The sequence below is a fragment of the Tunturiibacter gelidiferens genome (assembly GCF_013410115.1).
GTDB classification, from domain to species: Bacteria; Acidobacteriota; Terriglobia; order Terriglobales; family Acidobacteriaceae; genus Edaphobacter; species Edaphobacter gelidiferens.
The window spans coordinates 1,540,337-1,561,483 of sequence record NZ_JACCCV010000002.1 but is presented as its reverse complement, the minus strand read 5'-3'; the positions used below and the strand labels follow the sequence as shown (position 1 = coordinate 1,561,483).

12 protein-coding genes are annotated in these 21,147 nt (G+C 57.5%); 3 read left to right on the top strand and 9 right to left on the bottom strand.

Annotated elements, in window-relative coordinates:
• Positions 1-17 precede the first annotated feature (17 nt).
• The 6 genes from HDF12_RS18570 to HDF12_RS18545 all read right to left on the bottom strand — a co-directional run bounded on the left by HDF12_RS18570 (position 18) and on the right by HDF12_RS18545 (position 6,583).
• Positions 18-1,358: a M24 family metallopeptidase gene (locus HDF12_RS18570; RefSeq protein ID WP_179585790.1), complete on the bottom strand. Its 1,341-nt coding sequence runs from the start codon at positions 1,356-1,358 to the stop codon at positions 18-20.
• Between the two features lie 23 nt (positions 1,359-1,381).
• Positions 1,382-2,380, bottom strand: a complete 999-nt coding sequence (locus HDF12_RS18565) for an alpha-ketoacid dehydrogenase subunit beta (protein ID WP_179585787.1) — start codon at positions 2,378-2,380, stop codon at positions 1,382-1,384.
• The gene (locus tag HDF12_RS18560; protein ID WP_179585785.1) at positions 2,373-3,365 is read right to left on the bottom strand and encodes a thiamine pyrophosphate-dependent dehydrogenase E1 component subunit alpha; all 993 of its coding nucleotides are present in this window, start codon (positions 3,363-3,365) and stop codon (positions 2,373-2,375) included. Before HDF12_RS18560 ends, HDF12_RS18565 begins: the two co-directional genes overlap by 8 nt.
• Entirely contained in the window at positions 3,362-4,255 is an 894-nt protein-coding gene (locus tag HDF12_RS18555) for an NAD(P)-dependent oxidoreductase (protein WP_179585783.1), read from the bottom strand. The genes HDF12_RS18560 and HDF12_RS18555 overlap by 4 nt, the downstream gene beginning before the upstream one ends.
• 18 nt (positions 4,256-4,273) lie before the next feature.
• On the bottom strand, positions 4,274-5,002 hold the full coding sequence (locus HDF12_RS18550) for a FadR/GntR family transcriptional regulator (RefSeq protein WP_179585781.1): 729 nt from the start codon (positions 5,000-5,002) through the stop codon (positions 4,274-4,276).
• A 213-nt stretch (positions 5,003-5,215) separates the two neighbouring features.
• Positions 5,216-6,583 carry an NAD-dependent succinate-semialdehyde dehydrogenase gene (locus HDF12_RS18545; protein ID WP_179585779.1) on the bottom strand — a complete coding sequence of 456 codons (1,368 nt, stop codon included), beginning with the start codon at positions 6,581-6,583 and terminating at the stop codon, positions 5,216-5,218.
• A 178-nt stretch (positions 6,584-6,761) separates the two neighbouring features.
• Here HDF12_RS18545 and HDF12_RS18540 point away from each other — a divergent pair, with 178 nt between their 5' ends.
• The 3 genes from HDF12_RS18540 to HDF12_RS18530 all read left to right on the top strand — a co-directional run bounded on the left by HDF12_RS18540 (position 6,762) and on the right by HDF12_RS18530 (position 14,906).
• A complete protein-coding gene (locus tag HDF12_RS18540; RefSeq protein ID WP_179585777.1) occupies positions 6,762-10,235 on the top strand; it encodes a TonB-dependent receptor in 3,474 nt (1,157 codons plus the stop codon).
• A 73-nt stretch (positions 10,236-10,308) separates the two neighbouring features.
• Positions 10,309-11,574: an alpha/beta fold hydrolase gene (locus tag HDF12_RS18535; RefSeq protein ID WP_179585775.1), complete on the top strand. Its 1,266-nt coding sequence runs from the start codon at positions 10,309-10,311 to the stop codon at positions 11,572-11,574.
• A 473-nt stretch (positions 11,575-12,047) separates the two neighbouring features.
• Positions 12,048-14,906 (top strand): TonB-dependent receptor, encoded by a 2,859-nt coding sequence (locus HDF12_RS18530; protein ID WP_179585773.1) that lies wholly within the window; start codon positions 12,048-12,050, stop codon positions 14,904-14,906.
• A gap of 260 nt (positions 14,907-15,166) precedes the next feature.
• On the opposite strand, the gene HDF12_RS18525 is transcribed toward HDF12_RS18530, so the two are convergent.
• The 3 genes from HDF12_RS18525 to HDF12_RS18515 form a co-directional block, all read right to left on the bottom strand.
• Entirely contained in the window at positions 15,167-18,322 is a 3,156-nt protein-coding gene (locus tag HDF12_RS18525) for an efflux RND transporter permease subunit (RefSeq protein WP_257025815.1), read from the bottom strand.
• Positions 18,323-18,324: 2 nt separating this feature from the next.
• Positions 18,325-19,587, bottom strand: a complete 1,263-nt coding sequence (locus HDF12_RS18520) for an efflux RND transporter periplasmic adaptor subunit (protein WP_246373830.1) — start codon at positions 19,585-19,587, stop codon at positions 18,325-18,327.
• A gap of 68 nt (positions 19,588-19,655) precedes the next feature.
• Complete coding sequence (locus tag HDF12_RS18515; protein WP_179585771.1) at positions 19,656-21,125, bottom strand: TolC family protein; 1,470 nt, start codon at positions 21,123-21,125, stop codon at positions 19,656-19,658.
• Between the last annotated feature and the right edge of the window lie 22 nt (positions 21,126-21,147).

Here is a 21,147-nt window from a genome sequence, read left to right as displayed (position 1 = left end):
ACCCTAAGGCCGCAGCGTTAGCTCCCGATCCTCTCTTTTTGTGCGCTGGATGCAACCAGGTTGCGAACGTCCGAACTGGGTTCTACTTCTGTCTCTCGCACCGTGGGAAGCGGACCGCTGACTGTGTAGTAATGAGCGCCAGCGACCAGAAGTTTCTCAGCAGGGAAGCGCGTGATCACCTCATGGCCGGTCTCCGTGACAACGATCTCTTCTTCGATTCGTGCTGCGCTCCAGCCATCTTTCGAGGGCCAGAACGTCTCGAGAGCAAAGACCATTCCAGGTTTGATCTCCTGCGGATGATCTAAAGAGACAAGTCTGCTGATGACCGGTTTTTCCCAGATCGCGAGTCCGATACCGTGTCCGTACTGAAGCGCGAAGGCCGCCTCTTCATTGGGGAAGCCGAAGTCTTGCGCTTTGGGCCACACCGAAGCGACATCGCCCGTCGAACGGCCGGGACGGATCAGATCAATCGCGGCGTCCAGATAGTCGCGGCATCTCTTATAGGCGTCGACCATTGCGTGGGACGAATAACCGATCGAGAACGTGCGGTAGTAACACGTGCGGTAGCCCATGTAAGAGTGGAGGATGTCGTAGTAGACAGGATCGCCGGGGCGCATGATTCTGTCGGAGAAGACGTGCGGATGAGGATTGCATCGTTCGCCGGAGATCGCGTTGACCGCCTCGACGTACTCTGAGCCGAGGTCGTAGAGCACTTTGCTTACCAGGCCCACAGCTTCGTTCTCCCGCATGCCCGGTTTCATCGCCATGTAAAGCTCGTGGTAGGCCGCATCGACCATGGAGGCAGAGGTATTGAGAAGCGCAATCTCGTCCTTGGTTTTGATCACGCGGGCCTCGGACATCAATTGCTGACCGTCGATGACGGTAATGCCCTCGCGCTGCAAGGCAAACAAAACTGGTAGTTCGATGATGTCTATACCTACTGGCTCTTTATGGAGGCCCCGCATCTCCAATTCGAGACGGATCTTCTTCGCGACGTCCTCCGCACGGCCGTGCTCTGGAGACATCGTTCCACGCAGCATAGAGATACCCGGCCGCGAGCGTTCTCCGAGCCATGGACAGTGCAGTTGATGATGTCGCGCTGCGGAGCCGAAGTCCCAAAGGATGGGCTCATCGTTCTGCGGCAGAAGGACGAACCGGTTCGCTTTATCCTGAGCCCATGTGCCGATGTGAGTCGATGTAAGATAACGCACATTATTCATGTCGAAGCAGAGCAGCGCTCCCATCTCAGACTTCGCAAGCAAGTTCTTCGCGCGCTGAAGCCTCTCTACACGAAGACGATCAAAATCGATTCGCTGCTCCCAATCAACTCCCATGGTTCCGTATGTCGGCTGTGCCATTGTTGCTTCTCCCGTTCGTGGTCCTACGATTTGCTACAAAGCTTCTTCGCCGCATCAAAGAGCACCTTCTCGGTCGGTACGGTCAGGTCCTCAAGCGGGGGCGAGAAGGGGATGGGAACGTGCATTGCTCCCATGCGAAGCACCGGGCCGTCGAGATCATAAAAAGCACCTTCCGAGATCACTGATGCCAACTCCGAGGTCACACCGTAGCGGCCGTACCCTTCATCAATCACAATTGCCCGGGATGTTTTCTTCGCAGAATCGATGAGCGTCTTTTCATCCAGCGGCCAGAGAGTTCGCGGGTCGACAACCTCTGCGCTGATGCCGATCTCCGCGAGCATATCTGCCGCTCCCAGTGCTACCTGCACCATGCTGCTGGTCGCTACCAGTGTGATGTCTTTGCCGACGCGCTTTATATCCGCAACTCCGAGAGGGATGGTGTATTCGCCGGTCGGCACGGGGCCTTTTAGCTTGTGGTGCATCATCTTGTCTTCGAAGAAGATGATCGGATTCTCGTCGCGAATCGCGGTCTTTAAAAGGCCTTTCGCGTCAGCTGGAGTAGATGGAATCACAACCTTCAGCCCGGGCACGTGGCATAGCCATGCGTGGAGAGACTGTGAATGTTGAGCGGCAGAGCGCCGGCTGGCTCCGAGTGTTGTGCGCAGAACCATCGGCACCTTCCACTTGCCCCCCGACATGTAGTGGATCTTCGCAGCCTGATTGACCATCTGGTCCATCGTCAGGGTAAGAAAGTCCCCGAACATGATGTCGACGACGGGACGAATCCCAGTCATGGCAGCGCCGACGGCTATGCCGGTAAACCCGGCCTCCGAGATGGGTGTGTCGAAGACACGATTCGTGCCGAACTCTTCGACCAGTCCAGACAATACTTTGAAAGGGGTTCCAGCTTCGGCCACGTCTTCGCCAAGGATGCAGACTCGCGAGTCATGACGCATCTCTTCGGCGAGAGCTTCCCTTACAGCTTGGGCAAAGGTCAGTTCACGGTCAGTAGTCTCAGGCATAGACGTGCATCTCCACTTCTTCTAATGCTGGGTATGGGGCGGCGATGGCGAACTCCACAGCGGATTTCATCTCTTCTCGAACTTCACTCTCAAGCGCGTCAAGCGTAGCTTTATCGGTGAGCCCTTCTTGGAGGAGCCGTTCGCCATGAAGCAGGATGGGATCCCGGCGCGTCTTCCATTCCTGTTCTTCCTGCTTGGTGCGGTAGTAGTCGCGGTTAATGTCGCCCACGTGATGGCCGGTGTAGCGATACGTATTGCAGAGAAGAAAAGCCGGCCCGTCGCCGGCTCTCGCAGCGTCAATGAGCTGCTTCGCCTTACTGTAGACGGCCTGCACGTCCTGGCCATCCACACTCTCGGCCTTCACGCCGAATGCGGTGGCGCGAGCGCAGATGTCTCCCGCTGTGGTCTCACTGTAGTGCGTGTACTCGTTGTAGAGATTGTTTTCGCAGACGTAGATCACAGGAAGCTTCCAGAGCTGGGCGATGTTTAGTACCTCGTAGAGCAGGCCCTGCCCCAGCGCTCCTTCGCCAAAAAAACAAACGGCAACCAGGCCGTTGTTCAGGTACTTTGCGGAGAAGGCAGCACCTGTAGCGATGCCCATGCTGCCACCGACAATCGCATTTGCGCCCAGGTTGCCGGTGGCGGGATCGGCGATGTGCATCGAGCCGCCTTTGCCATGGCAGTATCCCGCTTCCTTGCCTAGCAGCTCAGCAAACATGAGATTTGGTGTTGCGCCTTTGGCTAAGCAGTGCCCGTGCCCACGATGTGTGCTGGTGACGTAGTCTTCTTTTTTGAGAGCTTCGCAGATTCCGACTGCAATGGCTTCTTCGCCGCTGTACAAGTGAGCGAGCCCAGGCATCAACGCACGCGTATAGAGTTCATTCACCTGCTCTTCAAACATGCGGATGCGCAACATCTGGCGATAGGAGTGGAGCGCCAGTTCTTTGCTGAACGTGTTTACGGCTTCTGCGGTTTGGGGTGTCATCTTCCAACTCCTGTGTCGATGCCAGATAGTTTCGCGAGAACATCGAAGATTACGGCGAAGTCCAGCTTGGCCCAGTTCATGGCCCGTGCAGCAGTTAGAAATTCATTGGTAACCGCAGTGGTAGGGAGCGGCACATTCAGCTGCCGTCCAAGATCCAGCGCAAGCAACATATCCTTCTGCATCATGTTTACGTCGAACCAAGCCTCCTCCGGCTGTTGAAGAACGAAGGGACCGCGGTACTTGATCATGGGAGAGGCGATGGCGCTGTGAGTGAGCACGTCCACGGCAACTTCGCGCTTGATGCCGCTCTTCTCGGCCAGCAGCACGCCTTCGGAGAAGGCCAGCATCTGCACGGCAAGGCTCAGATTCGAAGCAATCTTCATGGACAGCGCCAGTCCATTGCCGCCGACGAGCGTCACCTTGGGACCTATATCCAACAGAATCGGCTTGACCTTCTCGAAGGTCTCAGCTCTTCCGCCTACCATCACGGAGAGATTGCCTTGCTGAAGAGTAATAACGCTTCCGGAGACAGGAGCATCCAGCATGTCTGCACCAAGAGCCCGGACCTTTTCCGCGATCTCGCGACTTAGATCCGGCCCAACGGTGCTGATGTCGACCAGGATCTTTCCTGCGCTGAGGCCAGCGAGGAAGCCGTTCGGGCCTTCTGCGATACCTTTCAATGCGGGGCCGTTCGTCACCATAGAGAGAACGACATCGGCTGCTTCGGCTACCTCGCGCGGAGACTCTGCGAATCTCATTCCCTTCGCGATAAGTCGTTCCGCTTTGGACCGTGTCCGGTTGTACCCGGTCACCGAGTGGCCCTTCGCCAGGAGCCTGTCCACCATCTCACTGCCCATTACTCCGAGGCCAATAAAGCCGAGGTTCGCCATTCGATTCTGCCTTTCGTTTTAAGAGGAATGCCCCTTAGGTGATTTACTTTTCATAACTGCAGAAACCTTCGAATCCTGGTGCACCTGTTGCAGGTGAGCACGCATCGCCTTGCGTGCACTGCTGGCACTCCGCTTTTCGATCGCTTCAAGGATTAGTTTGTGATGGACCTGACCGCGCTCCGGCCCACCAGTGACAGAAAAAATTCCCAGCCGTTGCTCCCGCAGGACACCCACGAGAGAATCAAGCAAAGACAAGATGAGTGGATTTCCAGCGGCTTCGGCCAGCGCTAAATGGAAGTCGAGATCGGCTTCGATATAAGCATCGGGATTCTTCATACTGCGGTCCATCACCGCCACGGCCTCTCGCATCATGACCAGGTGCTGTTCTTCAATACGCGTCGCGGCAAGTGCCGTGAACTCGGGTTCCAGAATCTCGCGCATCTCAGCAACGTAGTCAGAGTCTTCGAGGTCGCCGCTCTTGAGAAAGGAGTTCAGGGAATGGCGTATGGCCTGGGACTTTCCAGTGCTGACAAACGTGCCGCGGCCTGAGTACGCCTCGACCAGCCCCTTTTCGCTCAGGGTCTTCACTGCTTCGCGCACAGCCGTGCGGCTGACACCAAACTCCTGAGCTAACTCCCGTTCTGCCGGCAGCTGGTCCCCCGGTTTCAGCTTTCCTTCCTGGATCGACTGCTCGATCTGCTGCACGATCTGCTCATAAAGTCTCGCGGTTCGAACTACTTTGTACATAGGCATCCCCTTCGTCTGACCACCGCTAAGGGTGGTCGTGGTCGAAACACTATACAGGACGCCATGGGTTGAAATTGCCATTCTGGCAGATGATTCTCGTTCTGGGTACTTGGTTATACCGATAGACCAACTGTTCTATCGGGTTGGCAAAATACTTAAGGTGAAGCGGTTATACCAAAATGCCACTTTGGGATAAATCGCTGTGGGTGTCGTCTACTTTTCAATCCATACAGTTTTGACATTCGTGAACTCGCGAATGCCGAACGGTCCAAGTTCGCGCCCAAACCCTGACTGCTTGACCCCGCCAAACGGCACCCGCGGATCAGAGGCGACCATCTTGTTGACGAAGACCATTCCCGCCTCTAACTCCTGGATCAGATGGTCTCGTTCAGACTCGTCCTGAGTCCACACACTCGCACCCAACCCGAAGCGCGTATCGTTGGCAATGCGAATTGCCTCTTCTGCATCCTTCACGCGAAAGATGGTCGCAACCGGGCCGAAGAACTCTTCGCTATATGCGGGAGAATCTCGTGGGATGTCAGTCAGGACTGTTGGCGGATAAAAACTGCCCTTTCCCGGAATCGGCTTGCCTCCAGTCAGTAGCCTTGCACCCGCATCGACTGACTTCTGCACATCGCGGTGCAAGTCCTCAACTGCACTGGTCGAGGCGAGCGGTCCGAGTTCCGTCGTCCGATCCAGAGGATCGCCAACCTTCAGTGCTTCCATACGCGCCACGAACTCCTTCTCAAACCTGTCGGCGATGGAATCTTCCACGATGAATCTCTTGGCCGCGATGCAGGACTGGCCATTATTGGCTACACGCGCCTTGACCGCTGTTGCGACAGCTTCGGCAAAGTTGGCCGACTTCATCACGATGAACGGATCGCTCCCGCCCAGCTCCAGCACGACTTTTTTGATGCTTTTGGCTGCAGAGATGCCAACCTGAACTCCCGCGCCTTCACTTCCTGTAAGCGTTGCCGCTGCGATGCGCGGGTCGGCCAGAATGCCCTCTACCTTTGAAGCGCCAACCAATAGAGTTTGAAAGACACCCTCAGCGAAGCCCGCGCGAAGAAAGACATCTTCCACGGCCAGCGCGCTCTGCGGAACATTGGAGGCGTGCTTAAGCAGTCCGACGTTACCGGCCATCAGCGCCGGAGCGACAAAGCGGATCACCTGCCAGAAAGGATAGTTCCACGGCATGATCGCGAGAACTGGCCCCAGCGGCTGATAACGAATGTAGCTGCGGTTTGCGCTGGTCTCGACCGCCTCGTCCGCCAGAAAACGCTCGGCGTGTTCCGCGTAGTAGCGGCAGGCCCAGGCACTTTTGACGGCCTCATCGATTGCAGCCTGGATGGGTTTTCCCATCTCCAGACTCATCAGGCGGCCAAACTGGTCCTTCTCATCTTCGAGAATCTCTGCCGCTTTAATCATCCGTTCCGCGCGATAGGCGAAGCTGGTTTCACGATGAAGGACAAACGCTGCGGCAGCCTTATCGAGCTTCGTCGCCAACTCCTTGTCGGTCAGCGGATCATAGGTTTTCATTACTTCGCCGGTGGCCGGATTGATGCTTGCAATGCCCATCTCGAAAGGCCTTTCTCATGGCGCCTTGAGGTGAGCGCCTGTGGTCTGACAGTTATACCGCAAGTCCGGATAAGTTTGTCAAGCAACTTCCGAAAAGAATTTATTTTCCAAATTCCTTGACCGGTGTTGTGGTGCGGTGGTAAAGCTGTCGTACCAAAATTTAGGGGGCGAACACGCAATGAACTTTCACAGAGCAGCCAGCCTTGTAACCAGATCGATGCAAGGGGCCGCTGTCGCCCTCGCGGTCCCGGTGTTATTCCTGTCTCTCTCCGTTTCCGCAGGTGCCCAGACAAACACTGGCCGCATCCTCGGCGACGTCAGTGATTCCTCGGGAGCGCTGGTCAGCGGGGCAAAGGTCACAATTACGGATGTGCAGCGGGGAACCACGCGCTCTCTGGTCACCTCTCAGGCTGGGGAGTATGTGGCGCCGGATCTGCTTCCCGGAATCTACTCGGTGCGTGTCGAAGCTCCGACCTTCAAAGCCACAGAGCGCACCAATATTCAGATCGAAGTTGCTTCCGACGCCCAAGTAGATTTCGTTCTACAAACAGGAGCAGCCTCGGAGACAGTCACGGTCACGATGCAGGTGCCGCTGATCAACACGACTTCTTCAAGTCTCGGGGGCACCTTGGGAAACAAGGAGATCAATGATCTCCCGCTCAATGGTCGCAACTACGAAAATCTTCTCCAGCTTCGTCCCGGCATCGTGCGTTATCCCGGCGGCGGCTTCTCTACTACCAGCACCAACGGCCTGCGCGCTGAAGATAACGCCTACATCATCGACGGACTGTTCAACAGCGAGCCGTTCTCCGGCCAAAGCATCATCAATGGAGCTGGTATCGCGGGAGACTCCGCAACCATCCTCCCCGTCGATGCGATTCAGGAGTTCAACCTCATCGAGAATCCGCCGGCGGAGTACGGCTGGAAGCCCGGCGCCATGGTCAACGTCGCGCTCAAATCCGGCACCAACACACTTCACGGTACAGCCTATGCCTTCGGCCGAAACACTCCGATGGATGCGCGCAACTACTTCAATCCCATTGCAGGAGGGCCGAAGAATCCCCGCAGCCTGGAGCAGTTCGGCGGGACCGCGGGAGGCCCGATCCTCAAGGACAAATTGTTCTACTTCGGCGGATATGAGCGGCAGACCTATCAGGTGGCAAGTATCAGCCAGTTGAACACTCCGGTCACGGTCTCACTTAATGGCGACCCGAAGAACAGTGTTGTCGACGCCATCGCAGGGGTCCAAGCGGCTGGCATCGTCCCCAGCACCCCCAGTCTCACCATCGGAGGATGCACCGTGGGGCCGCCCATCGTCTGCAACGGTACAGGCTTTCCCACCAACAACGGCACCAACGCGGCCGGCCCTACGTTCATCAACTACGGCCTACCCAACGACGTCACCACCGATAACGCCGTGGCCAAAGTGGACTATCAGATCAATCAACGTCACTCGATCAATGGTCTGTATTTCTTCGGCAACAACAACGGAACGGTCTCCGACGCCAACCAGCTCCAGACCAAGTGGCTGACCCAGATCCATACTCGCGCACAGGTCGTTGGGGCGAGTTGGACCTGGATCCTCAACCCACGCTGGCTTAACGAAGCCCGCTTTGGCTACAACACCGTCTATCAGCCCACCTTCGTCAACGACCGCGACAAACCAGCCTCTTCCTACGGCCTCAACACCGGCGTCACCAATCCGCTGTACTTCGGTCTGCCGCGCGTCAACATCTCCGACTTCTTCCCCGCGCTGAACGAGCTGGGCGGATTCAACTGGCCGAAGATTCAGGGTCCCGACCGGAGGTTCCAGTTCATCGATCACGTCTCCTACACCGTCGGCAAACACGCCTACAAATTTGGCGGCGAGATACACCGCGATAGCTTCACCGGCGGAGCATATGCCGGTAGCCGCGGCCGCATCAAGTTCGGCTTCGGCACCGACGCATTCCCCGGTGCAACGCCGCTTGAAGACTTCTTCGCCGGTGTGCCCGCATCCGGCAGTCTGCTTAGCGGAGACCCCACCCGGCAGATTCACAACTGGGGATTCGCCGGCTTCGGCCAGGACGACTGGCGGCTCACCAAGAACCTTACGTTCAACCTCGGCCTTCGCTACGAACTCAACACCGTCGTCAAGGAGGCAAACAATTTGCTCGGCAACTTCGATCCCAGCGTAGGGCTGGTTCAGGTGGGCAAGGGCATCAGCGGCCCCTACAACGGCGAGCACTACAACTTCGCCCCACGCGTGGGATTCGCCTGGGACATCGGCGGAAACGGCAGAACCGTGCTGCGCGGCGGTGCTGGGCTCATCTACGAAACCGTCAACTGGGAGTCCTTCCTTGCTTTGAACAACTCCCTCGGCATCAGCACGATCCCCACCGGCGCGATGGGTGTAGGTCCCAACGGCGGCCAGGGAACCGGTTCGATCGCCGTCGGCACCGTCAACTTCACGGGCTCCGCCCTCAACTGGAACGCCGGTTACAACAGCGGCCCGTCTACTGTCTTCCCCACCGGCGTAATCAACTGCGGCGCCAACCCCTGCAGCATTCTCGGCATGGTGCAAAACTTCCGCACGCCGCAGGTCTATAGCTGGAACATTAACGTCCAGCACTCCTTCCGGCCCGACCTTGTGCTTGAGGCCGCCTACGTTGGCAACCATGGGCAAAAGCTCGTCGGTATTCACGACATCAACCAGAACGTTCCATCGGCCGACTTCAATCACGATGAACAGTCCGGCCGCCCCTTCAACGCTCTCTATCCCTATCTCAGCTTCATCTATCAGATGGGCAACATCTATCGATCCAACTATGACGGTCTGCAGATGACCATGACTGCTCGCAACTATCACCACTTCACCGCCGTTGCCGGCTACACCTACTCTCACTCGCTCGACAACGTGGGCGCAAACTGGGACTTCGGCGCCGGTTCAGGCATCCCGCAGGACAGCACCCATCCTCAGCGCGAGTACGCCAGCAGCGACTTTGACATCCGCCACCGCTTCACCCTCACCACCACCTACGCCATCCCCGGCCGAAAATCGTTCCTTCAAGCCCTCGAAGGCTGGCAGGTGAACTCCATCATCAGCCTCTATGGAGCTCAGCCCTGGGGTCCCATCGATACCGGCAACGACTTCAGTCAAACCGGAGAAGGAGTCGACCGCTGGGACTTCTTCGGCAACCCCCGCGACTTCAAGTCAGGGGGCGCGGTCGGTACCCCTTACCTTGCGGGCGCCGATGCTGTCAACGATCCAGTCTGCATGGCCCACGCCCGTTCGATCACCACTCTGGGTATCGGCGGTTGCTACAGATCGGGAAACTCCGTCATGACTCCAGCTGCGCTTGGAACCTTCGGCACGATGGGACGCAATACATTCCGCGACACCGGCTACAAAAACTGGGACTTCTCCGTCGATAAGAACTGGCACTTCCACGACCGCTACGCAGCGCAGTTCCGCGCGGAGTTGTTCAACTTCACCAACCATCCCAACTTCGCCAATCCCTTCGGCGGCCAGAACGGTTGGGGTCACAACGATCCCTCCGTCCCAGGCCAGTTCGGCTGCGGCTGCGCGACCCCGGACGTAGCTGCCTCAAACCCTGTCATTGGCTCAGGGGGCAGTCGCGCCGTGCAACTCGGCCTCAAGCTTTCCTTCTAGCGTTCGCCGTCGGCTCAAGGCGAACGTCGAAATTCAACTGCTTTGAAAACTGTGGAAGAGAGGAATTTCTATCGTGGCAACCAGGCACTCGGCGACCAGGCACTCGGCAACCAGGAACTCGGCAACCAGGAACTTCAAGACCATCGCATCATTACTCGCCATCTGCGCCGGGCTCTCTTCAGCCGGCCTCATGGCTCAGGGAGCGCCGGAGCGTACCTTGGACGAGATCAAGGTTGAGGCCGTCCATCGTGCAGAAGTCGGCGGATATCCTCTCATCGGCCTCGATCCCAACGACGTCCGCGAGGCCTTCAAGTCCATCCACACCCGCGACAAGGATGAGTGGGCCGAAGGCTTCATGGGCGTCGCCGACCGCTACATGGCCGAAGGCAAAAGCCTCGAAAAGACCGATCCAGCCAAGGCCAACGCCGATTACATACGCGCCTGGCATCTCTACTTCTTTGGCCGATGGCCTACCGACTCGTCCCCCAAGAAAAAACTCTCTTATGCCAAAGGCATCGAAGCGTTTCTTGCTCATGCTCGCATGATGGATCCACCCGTCGAAGTCGTTCACATTCCCTTCGAAGGCAAGGAGATCATCGGCTACCTGCGGCTGCCCAAAGGCGCCACCGGCCGCATCCCCATGGTCATCGCCGTCAACGGACTCGATAGCCGCAAGGAAGATCTCACCGAGAGCTTCTCCGCCATTTTGCCCTACGGTATTGGCTACATTGCAGTCGACGGCCCTGGCACCGGCCAATCTCCCGTCAAAGCCAGTCCAACTGCAGACCGCGCCCTCTCAAAGGTCCTCGACTACCTCGCCACCCGGCCCGAGGTCGACTCCCATCGCATCGCCATGCATGGCGTCAGTTGGGGAGCTTATTGGGGCACCAAGATGGCAATCCTCGAGAAAGATCGCCTCAAGTGCGTCAGCGTCCAATCCCCGCCCACCGACCTCTTCTTCCAGAGAGACTTTATCGTGAACTCTCTGGTAGGCAACCGCGAGTATCTCTTCGATCAGATGCCCGCCCTGATGTCCATCTTCGATAATGTAACTACATTGGATCAGGTGGTCGACGAGTTCTCCAAGATGTCTCTGGTCAACCAGCATCTGCTGGGCAAGCCAACCGCGCCCATGCTGATTCTCGCGGGCACCAAAGACACCCAGGTGCCGATCGCCGATGTCTATAAGCTCCTCGACAGCGGCGATGTCCCGAAGGAAGCCTGGATCAATCCTCAGGGAGGCCACCTCGGCCGCCAGGTAGGAGTCTGGCCTGATCCCCGCATCTTCAAACAGGTCATCCTTCCATGGCTCGATCGAAATCTCAAAGCCAACCCATAACGGGCTACCGAACGACAATGCAGAGAATAGGTGACCCCTCTATCTTCAAAATCTGATCTCCCTTATGGAACGATTGGCCGTAATAACGATCCCGCTCTAGAATCTATTGCGGGATCGTTAGCGGTTTACGTCTAAGTGAGTATTAACGTCCTGCGGCGTCGGGCCTCACCCGCAGAATCATCTAAGAACAAGTCCGGCGTCGATGCTTAAGTCAAGGACACGCCTTGATCTCAGCCTGGCTCGGAAGCTTTGGGACACCGTAGTTCTGTCCTCAAAATGGCTGAATCCATCAAAGCTTAAGCCAACCTTAAGATCGCTTTACGCGCTTGTTACGCTGCGTTCACGCCTCCGCAAAAGCCTCCCCCTAGTTTGACTGGAAGCCCTAAAGTGCAATGTGCCTTCTACAGCAGTGCGTCAAACCGAAGCACATCCTCGGGCGCGATCTTCCAGTCATTTTAGAAACGGAGTTGGCGATGTCTCTTGGAAATCATGCGAAGCAATTCGCAGTATCTGTATTCATGTTCTTATTCATCTGCGTGTTATCGGCAGGAGCGCAGACCGGAATAGGACTCCTATCTGGTTCGGTGGTCGATAGCCAGGGAGGCGCGCTGCAAGGGGCGAAGGTAGAGGTAAATCCGGGAGCGGCCTCGACGCTTTCGGACGCGCAGGGGCAGTTCACATTGAACGGGCTAACCGCGGGCGACCACGACGTAACGGTCTCGTATGCTGGATTTGCTCCCTTTACCAAAAAGGTGACGGTGGTTTCCGGGCAGGTGGTGCGGCTGGCTGCTTCGCTGACCGTGGCCTCGAACAAGCAGGATGTGCAGGTGTATGCGGGCCGCGAAGGCGGAGAGATCGAGTCGATCAACCGCACCTTCAATGCGGACAACATCATCAACGTGCTGCCTGCGGACGTGATCAAGAGCCTGCCAAATGCGAACGTAGCGGATGCGCTTGGGCGGCTGGCGAGCGTAACGCTGGAGCGGGACGAGGGCGAGGGCAAGTATGTGCAGGTACGGGGTACAGAGCCGCGGCTGACCAATGTGACGATCGATGGGGTGAACATCGCCTCGGCGGAGACCGTGCGCCAGATCAAGCTGGATATTATTCCCGCGGATCTGGTGGAGTCGGTCCAGATCAACAAGACGTTAGAGGCGAGCATGCCTGGGGACGGTATTGGCGGTTCGGTTGACCTGCGCACGAAGAGTGCGGGCGACCGGCCGACCGTGGCGCTCGAGTCGACCGGAGGGTACACTCCGATCATTGGAGGCCGCACGGCATACCAGTTCGATGGCACGCTGGGGAAGCGGTTTCTGGAGGGAAACAAACTCGGGCTGCTGTTCGGCGGATCGTATGACTGGAACGGACGCGGGATCAACGACGTGGAACCGGCACCTGTGCTTCTGGGCGGATACGATCAGCGGGACTACCAGTACTACCGCAGCCGGACGGGCTACGCAGGTACGGTGGACTATCGGTTCAATGAGACTTCGAGCATCTATTTGAAGGGGTTGTACTCGCTGTTCCACAACTTCGGCAATCGCTGGGACTACAACGTGGCGACCACATATACGGCGGATGGACAGCCTGACGGTACGGGCACGACTACGTTCGGCGCAGAGATTCGGCGACCGGTGCAGGACCTGGGAAGTCTGCAGCTTGGGGGACGGCACGTGATCCGGCGGTCTCTCCTTTCGTGGGATGTGGAGAGCTCAGTGGGACGGACGCGCGACAGGGGGTATTCGGACGCGACCTTCGCTCCGGGAGCGGATTCGGTGTTAAACGGAGGCATCCAGTTCTCGCTCGATCACTCCAATCCTCTGACGCCCAAGCTGGTGGCGCCGAGCGACGTAAACATCTTCGATCCGACTCAGTATTACTACGCGGGCCAGAGGGTGGACCACTACTACAACCCTGAGGTCGATCTGGGCTTCGGCGCGGACCTGGCAACTAACTACACGTTCTTCGGCCATGCGTCGAGCTTCGAGTTTGGAGGGCGGTTCCGGAACGTGCACAAGTTTGCCAATGAGGATGTTACGTACACAGTTCCAGTGGCGGCCGCCAACGACCCTTCTCTCCAGATGACGAACTTCCTCAACGGGTTCAAGGACCCAAACTACTACGGGGGGACGTATCAATTCGGGCCCGCGGTGGACTACCAGAAGGTGCAGGCCTACAACGCGACGTCGCCTCAGATGCCCGATCCCAACAATCCGAGCATTCAGACCAACAACTTCAACCTGATCGAGAAGGTTTCGGCCGGGTACCTGATGGATACGGTAACTTTGAACAAGTTCCGGATCATCGTGGGATTGCGGTTTGAAAACACAAGCGACACCGACAAGGGCAACGTTACGCCGGATTCGCCCCCCGTGGCCCGGAGTGGATCGTATCTCGATGTGCTGCCGAGTGGGTCGGTCCGTTACTCGCTTACACCGTTGAGCGGGATTCGATTGGTGTATGGACGCGGCGTGTCGAGGCCGAACTTCTCAGACCTGGTCTCGTTTGCGTCTATCTCTCCAGGCGGGGTGCGCACGACTTCGAGTGTCGGCAATCCCGCGCTGAAGCCGGAGCACGCGGATAACGTGGACCTGTTGTATGAGCGGAGCCTGAATCCGATCGGACTGTTGCAGGCGGGTGTTTATTACAAGCATCTGTCGGACCCGATCATTCCGTTGCAAACTACGCTGGCCGATGGAACGATTCAGACCCAGCCGCAGAACGCGGGCAGCGCGTACGTGTACGGATTCGAGATCTCCTTTCAACAGCACTTCACGTATCTTCCGGGGCTGCTGAACGGGACGGGACTATCGGCGAACTACGGTTACTCCGCCTCGCAGGTCACCTTCCCGGGATTGCTTTACCCTAATGGCTCGCCCACGGGAATTTCGAGGACGGATAAGCCGGATCTGCTCCGGCAGTCCCCGAACACCTGGAACATCAGCCCGACGTATGACAAGCGGAATCTGTCTGTCCGGCTGGGCCTGAGCTATAACGCAGCAAACATCTTCTCCTATCAATACAGCGACAGCAATGCCGGCCCGATCGTGTTTACGCAGAAGAAGCCAAACGACACGAACACTGGATACCTCGCGTCGGGTGGCGGCATCAAAGGGCCGAATGGGGACACGTATCTGTACGGCCATCTGCAGGTCGATCTGCAGGGAAGCTACAGGCTGCCAAAAGGGTTCACGGCGGTGGCGTATGCGTTGAACCTGAACAACGAGGTGTTCGGTTTCTACAACGGGAGCACCGTGAATCCGATCCAGCGTGAGTTCTACAAACAAACCTTCGGAGGCGGTCTCCGATGGTCGCCTTCGCGCGAAAGATAGACGGAAAAGGGTGCCAGGAGGCATTGTTCATGCCTCCGGCACCCATTCACCGCCAAGCAACTCGTAGCCTTTAGCAGTGCAAGAGATGCAGAGTGGCATTACAGAGTTCGCTGCACTCGTTGGTCCAGATACCTCCACCTGAATTCTTCCATTCGAATCTTTGCGAAGACCCTCATAGTCAGAATCGAATCGACCACGCGGCCTTCAAAGGCCTGAACCTCGGTTTGAGAACATCAGCCTGCAGGCTGAACTCATCATGTCTAAACCGTCGCGTGTGGCTCTTCCATCCCTGTCCGTTCGCTTCTAGCGGTCAGATGGTAATACATCGCCGGCGTAACGATTAGACTCAAAACCACCGAGATCAACAGGCCGCCAATCACGGCGATCGCCAGCGGCTGCAGCATCTGCGACCCGGCCCCCAACGCAAAAGCCAACGGCAGCATGCCACACATCGCAGCCGTCGCCGTCATCACAATCGGCCTCAGTCGCCTTTGGGCTGCATGCATCATTGCATCAAGCGCGTCTGCACCCTCGGCCCGCGCGCGTTCATCCGCATCGAGTAGCAGGATGCCGTTTTTGGCGACGATTCCAATCACCATAATCAAGCCCATGAAACTTGCGACGTTGAAGTCGGTTCGCGTTATCAGGAGCGCCAGAACGACACCGGCCATGGAAAGAATGGAGCTGGTAAGGATCGCGATCGGCGCGGAAAAGTTTCGAAACTCGGCGAGCAGGACGCCGAAGACGAGTGCAAGTGCAAGGATGAGAACCTGGACAAGCTCGCGAAAAGATTTCTGTTGCTCCTCATACGTGCCGCCGTACTGCACCCGAACGCTCGCCGGAAGATTGAGCTTGGCGACCGCGTCCTTCACCTTCACCATGGCGCCGCCAAGGTTGGAACCTTCCAGTCGACCGCTTACGAGCACAACCTGCTCGAGGTTTTCGCGGCGAATCTCATTCTGCGGAGGAAGTTCTTTGATCTCGGCAAGCGCACCCAGCGTCGCGGTGTGTCCTGTCGAGGAGTTGAAGACCGTGTTCTCGATCGCGCTCAAAGAGGAGCGATGTTCGTCTGACATGCGCACACGAACCGTGTAGGGCCGACCAGCAACAATCACAGGATCGGTTGAGGGGAGTCCGTCAAGCAACGAGGTCGCGTCTTCCGCTACCTCCTGAACGGTGAAGCCGAGGCGGCTCGCTAGACCAGGATCGACCTGGAATGTAGTCGCCGGACCACTCAGTGTATTGTCCACGCCGTTCTGAGTGTCGACAACTCCCGGGATAGCTGAGATGGCCGCCTGCACCTTCGGCCCAAGATCGTGCAGAAGTGTGGTGTCGTTCGAAAAGAGTTTGATCTGAATCGGTTCGGGCGAGTTCGAGAGATCGTTGATCATATCCTCAAGGACCTGCACAAACTCGACGTCAAGTTCCGGCTCCTGCTCCTTAATCTTCTGACGTACGTCCGAAATAATCTCATCGATGGGACGTGATCGCTTTGTCTTCAGGCGAACCGAGATATCGCCGGTATTCGCCTCTGTGACGGCCGCGAGACCAAGCTGAAGACCGGTGCGGCGTGTTGTAATCGAAACCTCGGGCGTATCGCGGAGAATCTTTTCGACACGATCGAGCGCTTTGTTCGTCGTTGCAAGAGAGCTGCCCGCTGGCATGATGTAGTCGAGGATAAAGCTCCCTTCGTCCATCGCTGGCAACAGATTCGATCCCAGTGCGCTGTAGGCAAAGTAGCCCAATACGATGAGAACTCCGGATATGGCTGCTAACGCCCAGGTTCGGCGAATCGTCCAGCCGAGCACGCGGTTGTGAAAGTCGAGAACGCGCCGCATGAAGGGGCCATTCTCTTGATGGTCCGCCATCGAGCTATCTGCAGACGGCTTAGAAGATGCATCTTCATGTTGACGCAGAAGCGAAAGTGAGAGCGCAGGCGTAAAGGTCAAAGCCAACAGGAGCGATGTGAGAAGCGCCGCAGTCATGGTCACGGCCAACGCCCGGAAGAAACTACCAGTCACCCCTGTAACCGCGATCAAAGGAAGAAAGACGACCACGGGTGTAACGGTAGACCCGATGAGAGGAACCGTGATCTCGTGCAGCGCAGTGCGTACTGCATCGACACGGGACTGCCCACGATCCCGATGCACGACTATATTTTCCACGACCACGATAGCGTCGTCGATGACAAGGCCGATAGCGGCGGCAAGACCGCCAAGCGTCATTAGGTTAAAGCTCTGTCCGATGATCCAGAGAAAAAGAATTGTAACTGCGACGGTGACAGGTATCACCAGGCCCGCGATCAGCGAAGAGGTCCAGTCGTGCAGAAAAAGAAACAGGATGACGCACGCAAGCAAAAGCCCGATAAGAATGGCGTCGCGAACACTGGCAATGCTCTCACGAACGAGTTCCGATTGGTCATAGAACGGCGTGAGATGAACCCCTGGGGGTAGAGTCTTGGTGAGCTGAGCGATCTCAATGGCGACCGCAGCAGCCACAGCCACCGTGTTGCTGGAAGGCTGCCGCGTTATGTTGAGCAACACGGACGGCGTGCCATTGGCGTCGACGGTAGTGTAGACGGGAAGAGTCGCAGGCCCGAGGGTTGCTACATCCGAGATACGAATCGGGACACCGGCGGCGGTGGTCTTGACGACGAGACGCCCGAGCGATTCGACATCATGCGCCTGAGCGCCCACCAGTCCAAGAATCAGCTGGTGATCGGCCTCGTACAGTCCAGGAGAATCAATGATATTCGAGGTCTGCACCGCGTTCACGAGATCGAGAACGGTGACGCCCGCCGTCTGCAAACGGGCAGGATCCGGGACGATGTGAAACTCAGGAACCTTACCGCCTTGAACCACGACCGTGCTTACGCCCATGACACGGTTCAAGGGAGGCTTGAGATCATAGGTGGCGATCTGCCATAAAGCAGTGGGCGAGACAGTGTTAGGACCACGGTCATCTGCCGTGAGCGCATACCCAAGAATAGGAAAAGTCGCGAAGGTCAGACGATTCGTGGTGATCTTTGCCGTGCTGGGCAGGCTCGACTGGATCTTTGCCAGGGCAGAGTCGGTAAGCTGCAAGGTCCGGAACATGTCCACATTCCAGTCGAAGAAAAGACTCACCTCTGCAGACCCGCGACTGGTGGTGCTACGGACCGTCATCAACCCGGGGACGCTGTTGACGGCATCTTCAATGGGCTTTGTGATCGTGACCTGCATCTGCTCGACCGGCATCACACCGTTATCGACGCCAATAACGACACGCGGAAAGTTCGTATCCGGAAAGACAGAGATGGGCACTTGGAATGCCGCGTAGATGCCGGCAATCGTGAGGACGATGAGGAAGAAGAAGATCGGCTTGGCCGCACGCGACAGCCAGAAGTCTCGTTCGTCAACAGCAGGAGGGTTCCGCAAACTCACTCTTTGCCTCCCGTTTCGGCGTCGCTCTTGCCCGCGGAATCTTTCTCCTCCGCCGGTCCCACTTTGACCTTCGTACCTTCGTCGAGCCCGTAGCCGCCAGTTGTAATGACCATATCGCTGGGCTTCAGACCGCTAACGATCTGCGCCGATTCATCAGTCTGGATGCCGACAGTGACGTTCCGCTTAGCAGCCGCGCCGTCCGCGCCTATCACCATGACGATCTTGCCTGCGCCTTCTGGAGAGCGCTGAACCGCCTCCGTGGGAATCAGGAGAGCGTTCTCTACGGTTCTTCCCTTAAGAGTGGCATGCACCGACGTACCGGCCTTCAGTGTGCCCTTCGGATTCGGTACTCGAAGCCAAACTTCAACCGTCGTGCTGCCAGGATCGAGCGCTGGACTGATGAGCGAGACCTTCGCGTCTAACGGCTCTTCTATTCCGGGCACGGCAATCGTGGCGGGAGAACCCACGACAAGCCGCTGGGCCTGCATCTGAGCAATGTGCAACTTCGCGATCATGAAAGAGGTGTCCATCACGGTTACGACGGGAGTTCCAGCAGCGGCAGTCTCCCCTGCGAAGAGGGGGCGATCGGTAACGAAGCCGGAGATCGGTGTCTTGATTTCGGTGTAGCTAAGTTGTGCTGCCGCACCCAGGTACTTTCCTTTCGCTGAGGTGAGCTGCCCCTTCGCCGATTCCAATGAAGCGCTGGTGCCAACCTTGCCAAGCGCCTCGTATTTCTGTTTCGCGATATCGTACGCTGCCTGCGCCTGCAGAGCAGTTGTTCGCGCAGTATCATAGTCACGGCCTGGTATCGCTCCCTGAGACAGCAACTGCTTGCGGGCATCGAGAATACTGTTGTCGAGATCGAGAGTAGCTTTGGCTTGTTCCAGGTCAAGCCGAGCGCGGGTCTGCTCTTCGGGTACTGCAGACTGGGTTGCCGCCGCATAAGCCCCTTGCGCTGCGTCGAAGGCACCTTTGTTATCCATCGCGGCCGCGGCGAGATCTTCGTTCTCAAGTGTGGCTAAGAGTTGTCCGGCTTTGACGTGGGAGCCACGTTGAACGTAAAACTTACGCACCGGCGCAGTCACTTTAGGTAAGATTGCAGCCTGCGCAACAGGGGCGAGAGTCGCATCTGCGTCAATCTCCTCAGTGATCGGGCCAGTTGCGGGGTGGGCGGCTTGAACGGTGACGACCGGCTTCTCGGCCGTATCATCCGCCTTCTTGCAGCCGCTCTGAACCAGCAGGGAAGCGGACAGGAACATTAAAGATGCAGCCACTCCTGGTGCCCCAGCTCGTTTTGTCGTCTTAGTTACCATTTTGTCGGCCACGGTTAAATCGTCCCCGTAAGTAGTTGAAGGTTTGCCAGCGCAACCTGATAGCGAATGTTGCCGTCCTGATACGCAAGCTCTGCGCTAGTAAAGGAGTTTTGTGCGTCGACAACCTCCAGAACGGTCGCCTCGCCTGCGGAGTAGCGCATCCTGGTCAGGCGAAGGCTTTCTCGTGCTGTCTGTACGCTCAACTCAAGCGAAGCAAGCTGATCGTGAGCGAGAGAAGCCTCTCCGTAGAACTCCTCAAGTTGTGCAATCAGTGTGCGCTGCGTCGATGTCAGCGCCACCTTGGCAGCGTCGCGAAATATGTGCGCTTGTTTGATCTTGTGCTGCGTTGCAAGCCAGTCCCAAACAGGAATGTCGAGTGTCGCCGAAGCGGAGTAGCCAAGGTTGCGAACACCGTCGGGGCCGTTCGCAGCGAACTGCGCGGCATCGATACCATACGAGTAGTTAAGCACCAGATCAGGCAGGTAGGCAGCGCGTGCGGCGGTGATGTCGAGATCTTTCGATCGCAGCGTTGCCAGGGCGCTCTTCAGTTCGGGATTATTCGCGGCTGCCTGGGTCTCCACCACGGTTCGCTCCGGAAGCAGAGTTGCTACAGGAAGCGTGACACTGTACGGCGAGCGCGGATCAGGAAACAACAGGACGCCAAGATCAAGACGGGCCTTCTGCGCCTGCAGCTGAGCATCGCCAAGATCTCGCTGCCGTTGTTGCAGCGTCAACTGTGCCTTGATCACATCCGCGTGTGCTACTTCTCTAGCTGCTTCCCGTTGCTGCGTCTGTTTGACGAAGTCAGCAGCCTCGTTAGTGGCACGCTGTTGAATAACAGTCCGTTCTTGCGCCGCTGTCGAGTTATAAAACAGACCGACTACCGTCGAAGTTAGACCCCTGCGGCTGATCTCCAACTCCGCGCTCGCGATAGCAGCCGCGGCTCCCGCGCGAGCCACAGCGTTGTACTGCGCAAGCCCCAGCGTCTCGGTAGCAACGCCCTGGCTGGTGTACTCGTGCACGGTGTTGTTGGCGATGAACTTGGGCGCAGCCTGTGATCCGATCGAGCCGGCCCCGTTATGCGAACCGTTCGGTTGGGTGTAGAGGTATTGATTGTGATAGACCACAGAAGGAAGCAAAGCCGCCCGAGCGATCGAGCGGTCAAGCTGTGCGCTCTTGCTCGCTGCCACTGCCGCGGCAAATGCTGGCTCGTTCGTTCGTGCCAGCGATAGGGCCAGGTCAAGCGTAATCGCGGGGCCGGGCTGGCTCCCATTTTGCACGAGCACCTGTGCCGCTGCTCCACCGTTCGCCTGCGTGGCTCCGGGGTTGATGGGGGACGCAGTACTCTGCGTCGGCTCTGTAAGCTCCTGGACAGCTATCCCGGAAGTACTCGACTGCCACGCGCTAGCCGGGGATGGCGCGACAGCAACCGCCACCGCCCAGCCAAACGCGAAGATCGTATTGAGTTGAAAGATTTGTTTCATGGTTTGCTTCACACCCACCGAT

Bases quoted from the DNA above. Each gene is read 5' to 3' on its own strand.
- HDF12_RS18560 (WP_179585785.1), bottom strand. From the start codon at position 3,365: ATGACACCCCAAACCGCAGAAGCCGTAAACACGTTCAGCAAAGAACTG.
- HDF12_RS18565 (WP_179585787.1), bottom strand. From the start codon at position 2,380: ATGCCTGAGACTACTGACCGTGAACTGACCTTTGCCCAAGCTGTAAGG.
- HDF12_RS18570 (WP_179585790.1), bottom strand. From the start codon at position 1,358: ATGGCACAGCCGACATACGGAACCATGGGAGTTGATTGGGAGCAGCGA.
- HDF12_RS18550 (WP_179585781.1), bottom strand. From the start codon at position 5,002: ATGTACAAAGTAGTTCGAACCGCGAGACTTTATGAGCAGATCGTGCAG.
- HDF12_RS18520 (WP_246373830.1), bottom strand. From the start codon at position 19,587: ATGTTCCTGTCCGCTTCCCTGCTGGTTCAGAGCGGCTGCAAGAAGGCG.
- HDF12_RS18555 (WP_179585783.1), bottom strand. From the start codon at position 4,255: ATGGCGAACCTCGGCTTTATTGGCCTCGGAGTAATGGGCAGTGAGATG.
- HDF12_RS18545 (WP_179585779.1), bottom strand. From the start codon at position 6,583: ATGGGCATTGCAAGCATCAATCCGGCCACCGGCGAAGTAATGAAAACC.
- HDF12_RS18515 (WP_179585771.1), bottom strand. From the start codon at position 21,125: ATGAAACAAATCTTTCAACTCAATACGATCTTCGCGTTTGGCTGGGCG.
- HDF12_RS18540 (WP_179585777.1), top strand. From the start codon at position 6,762: ATGAACTTTCACAGAGCAGCCAGCCTTGTAACCAGATCGATGCAAGGG.
- HDF12_RS18530 (WP_179585773.1), top strand. From the start codon at position 12,048: ATGTCTCTTGGAAATCATGCGAAGCAATTCGCAGTATCTGTATTCATG.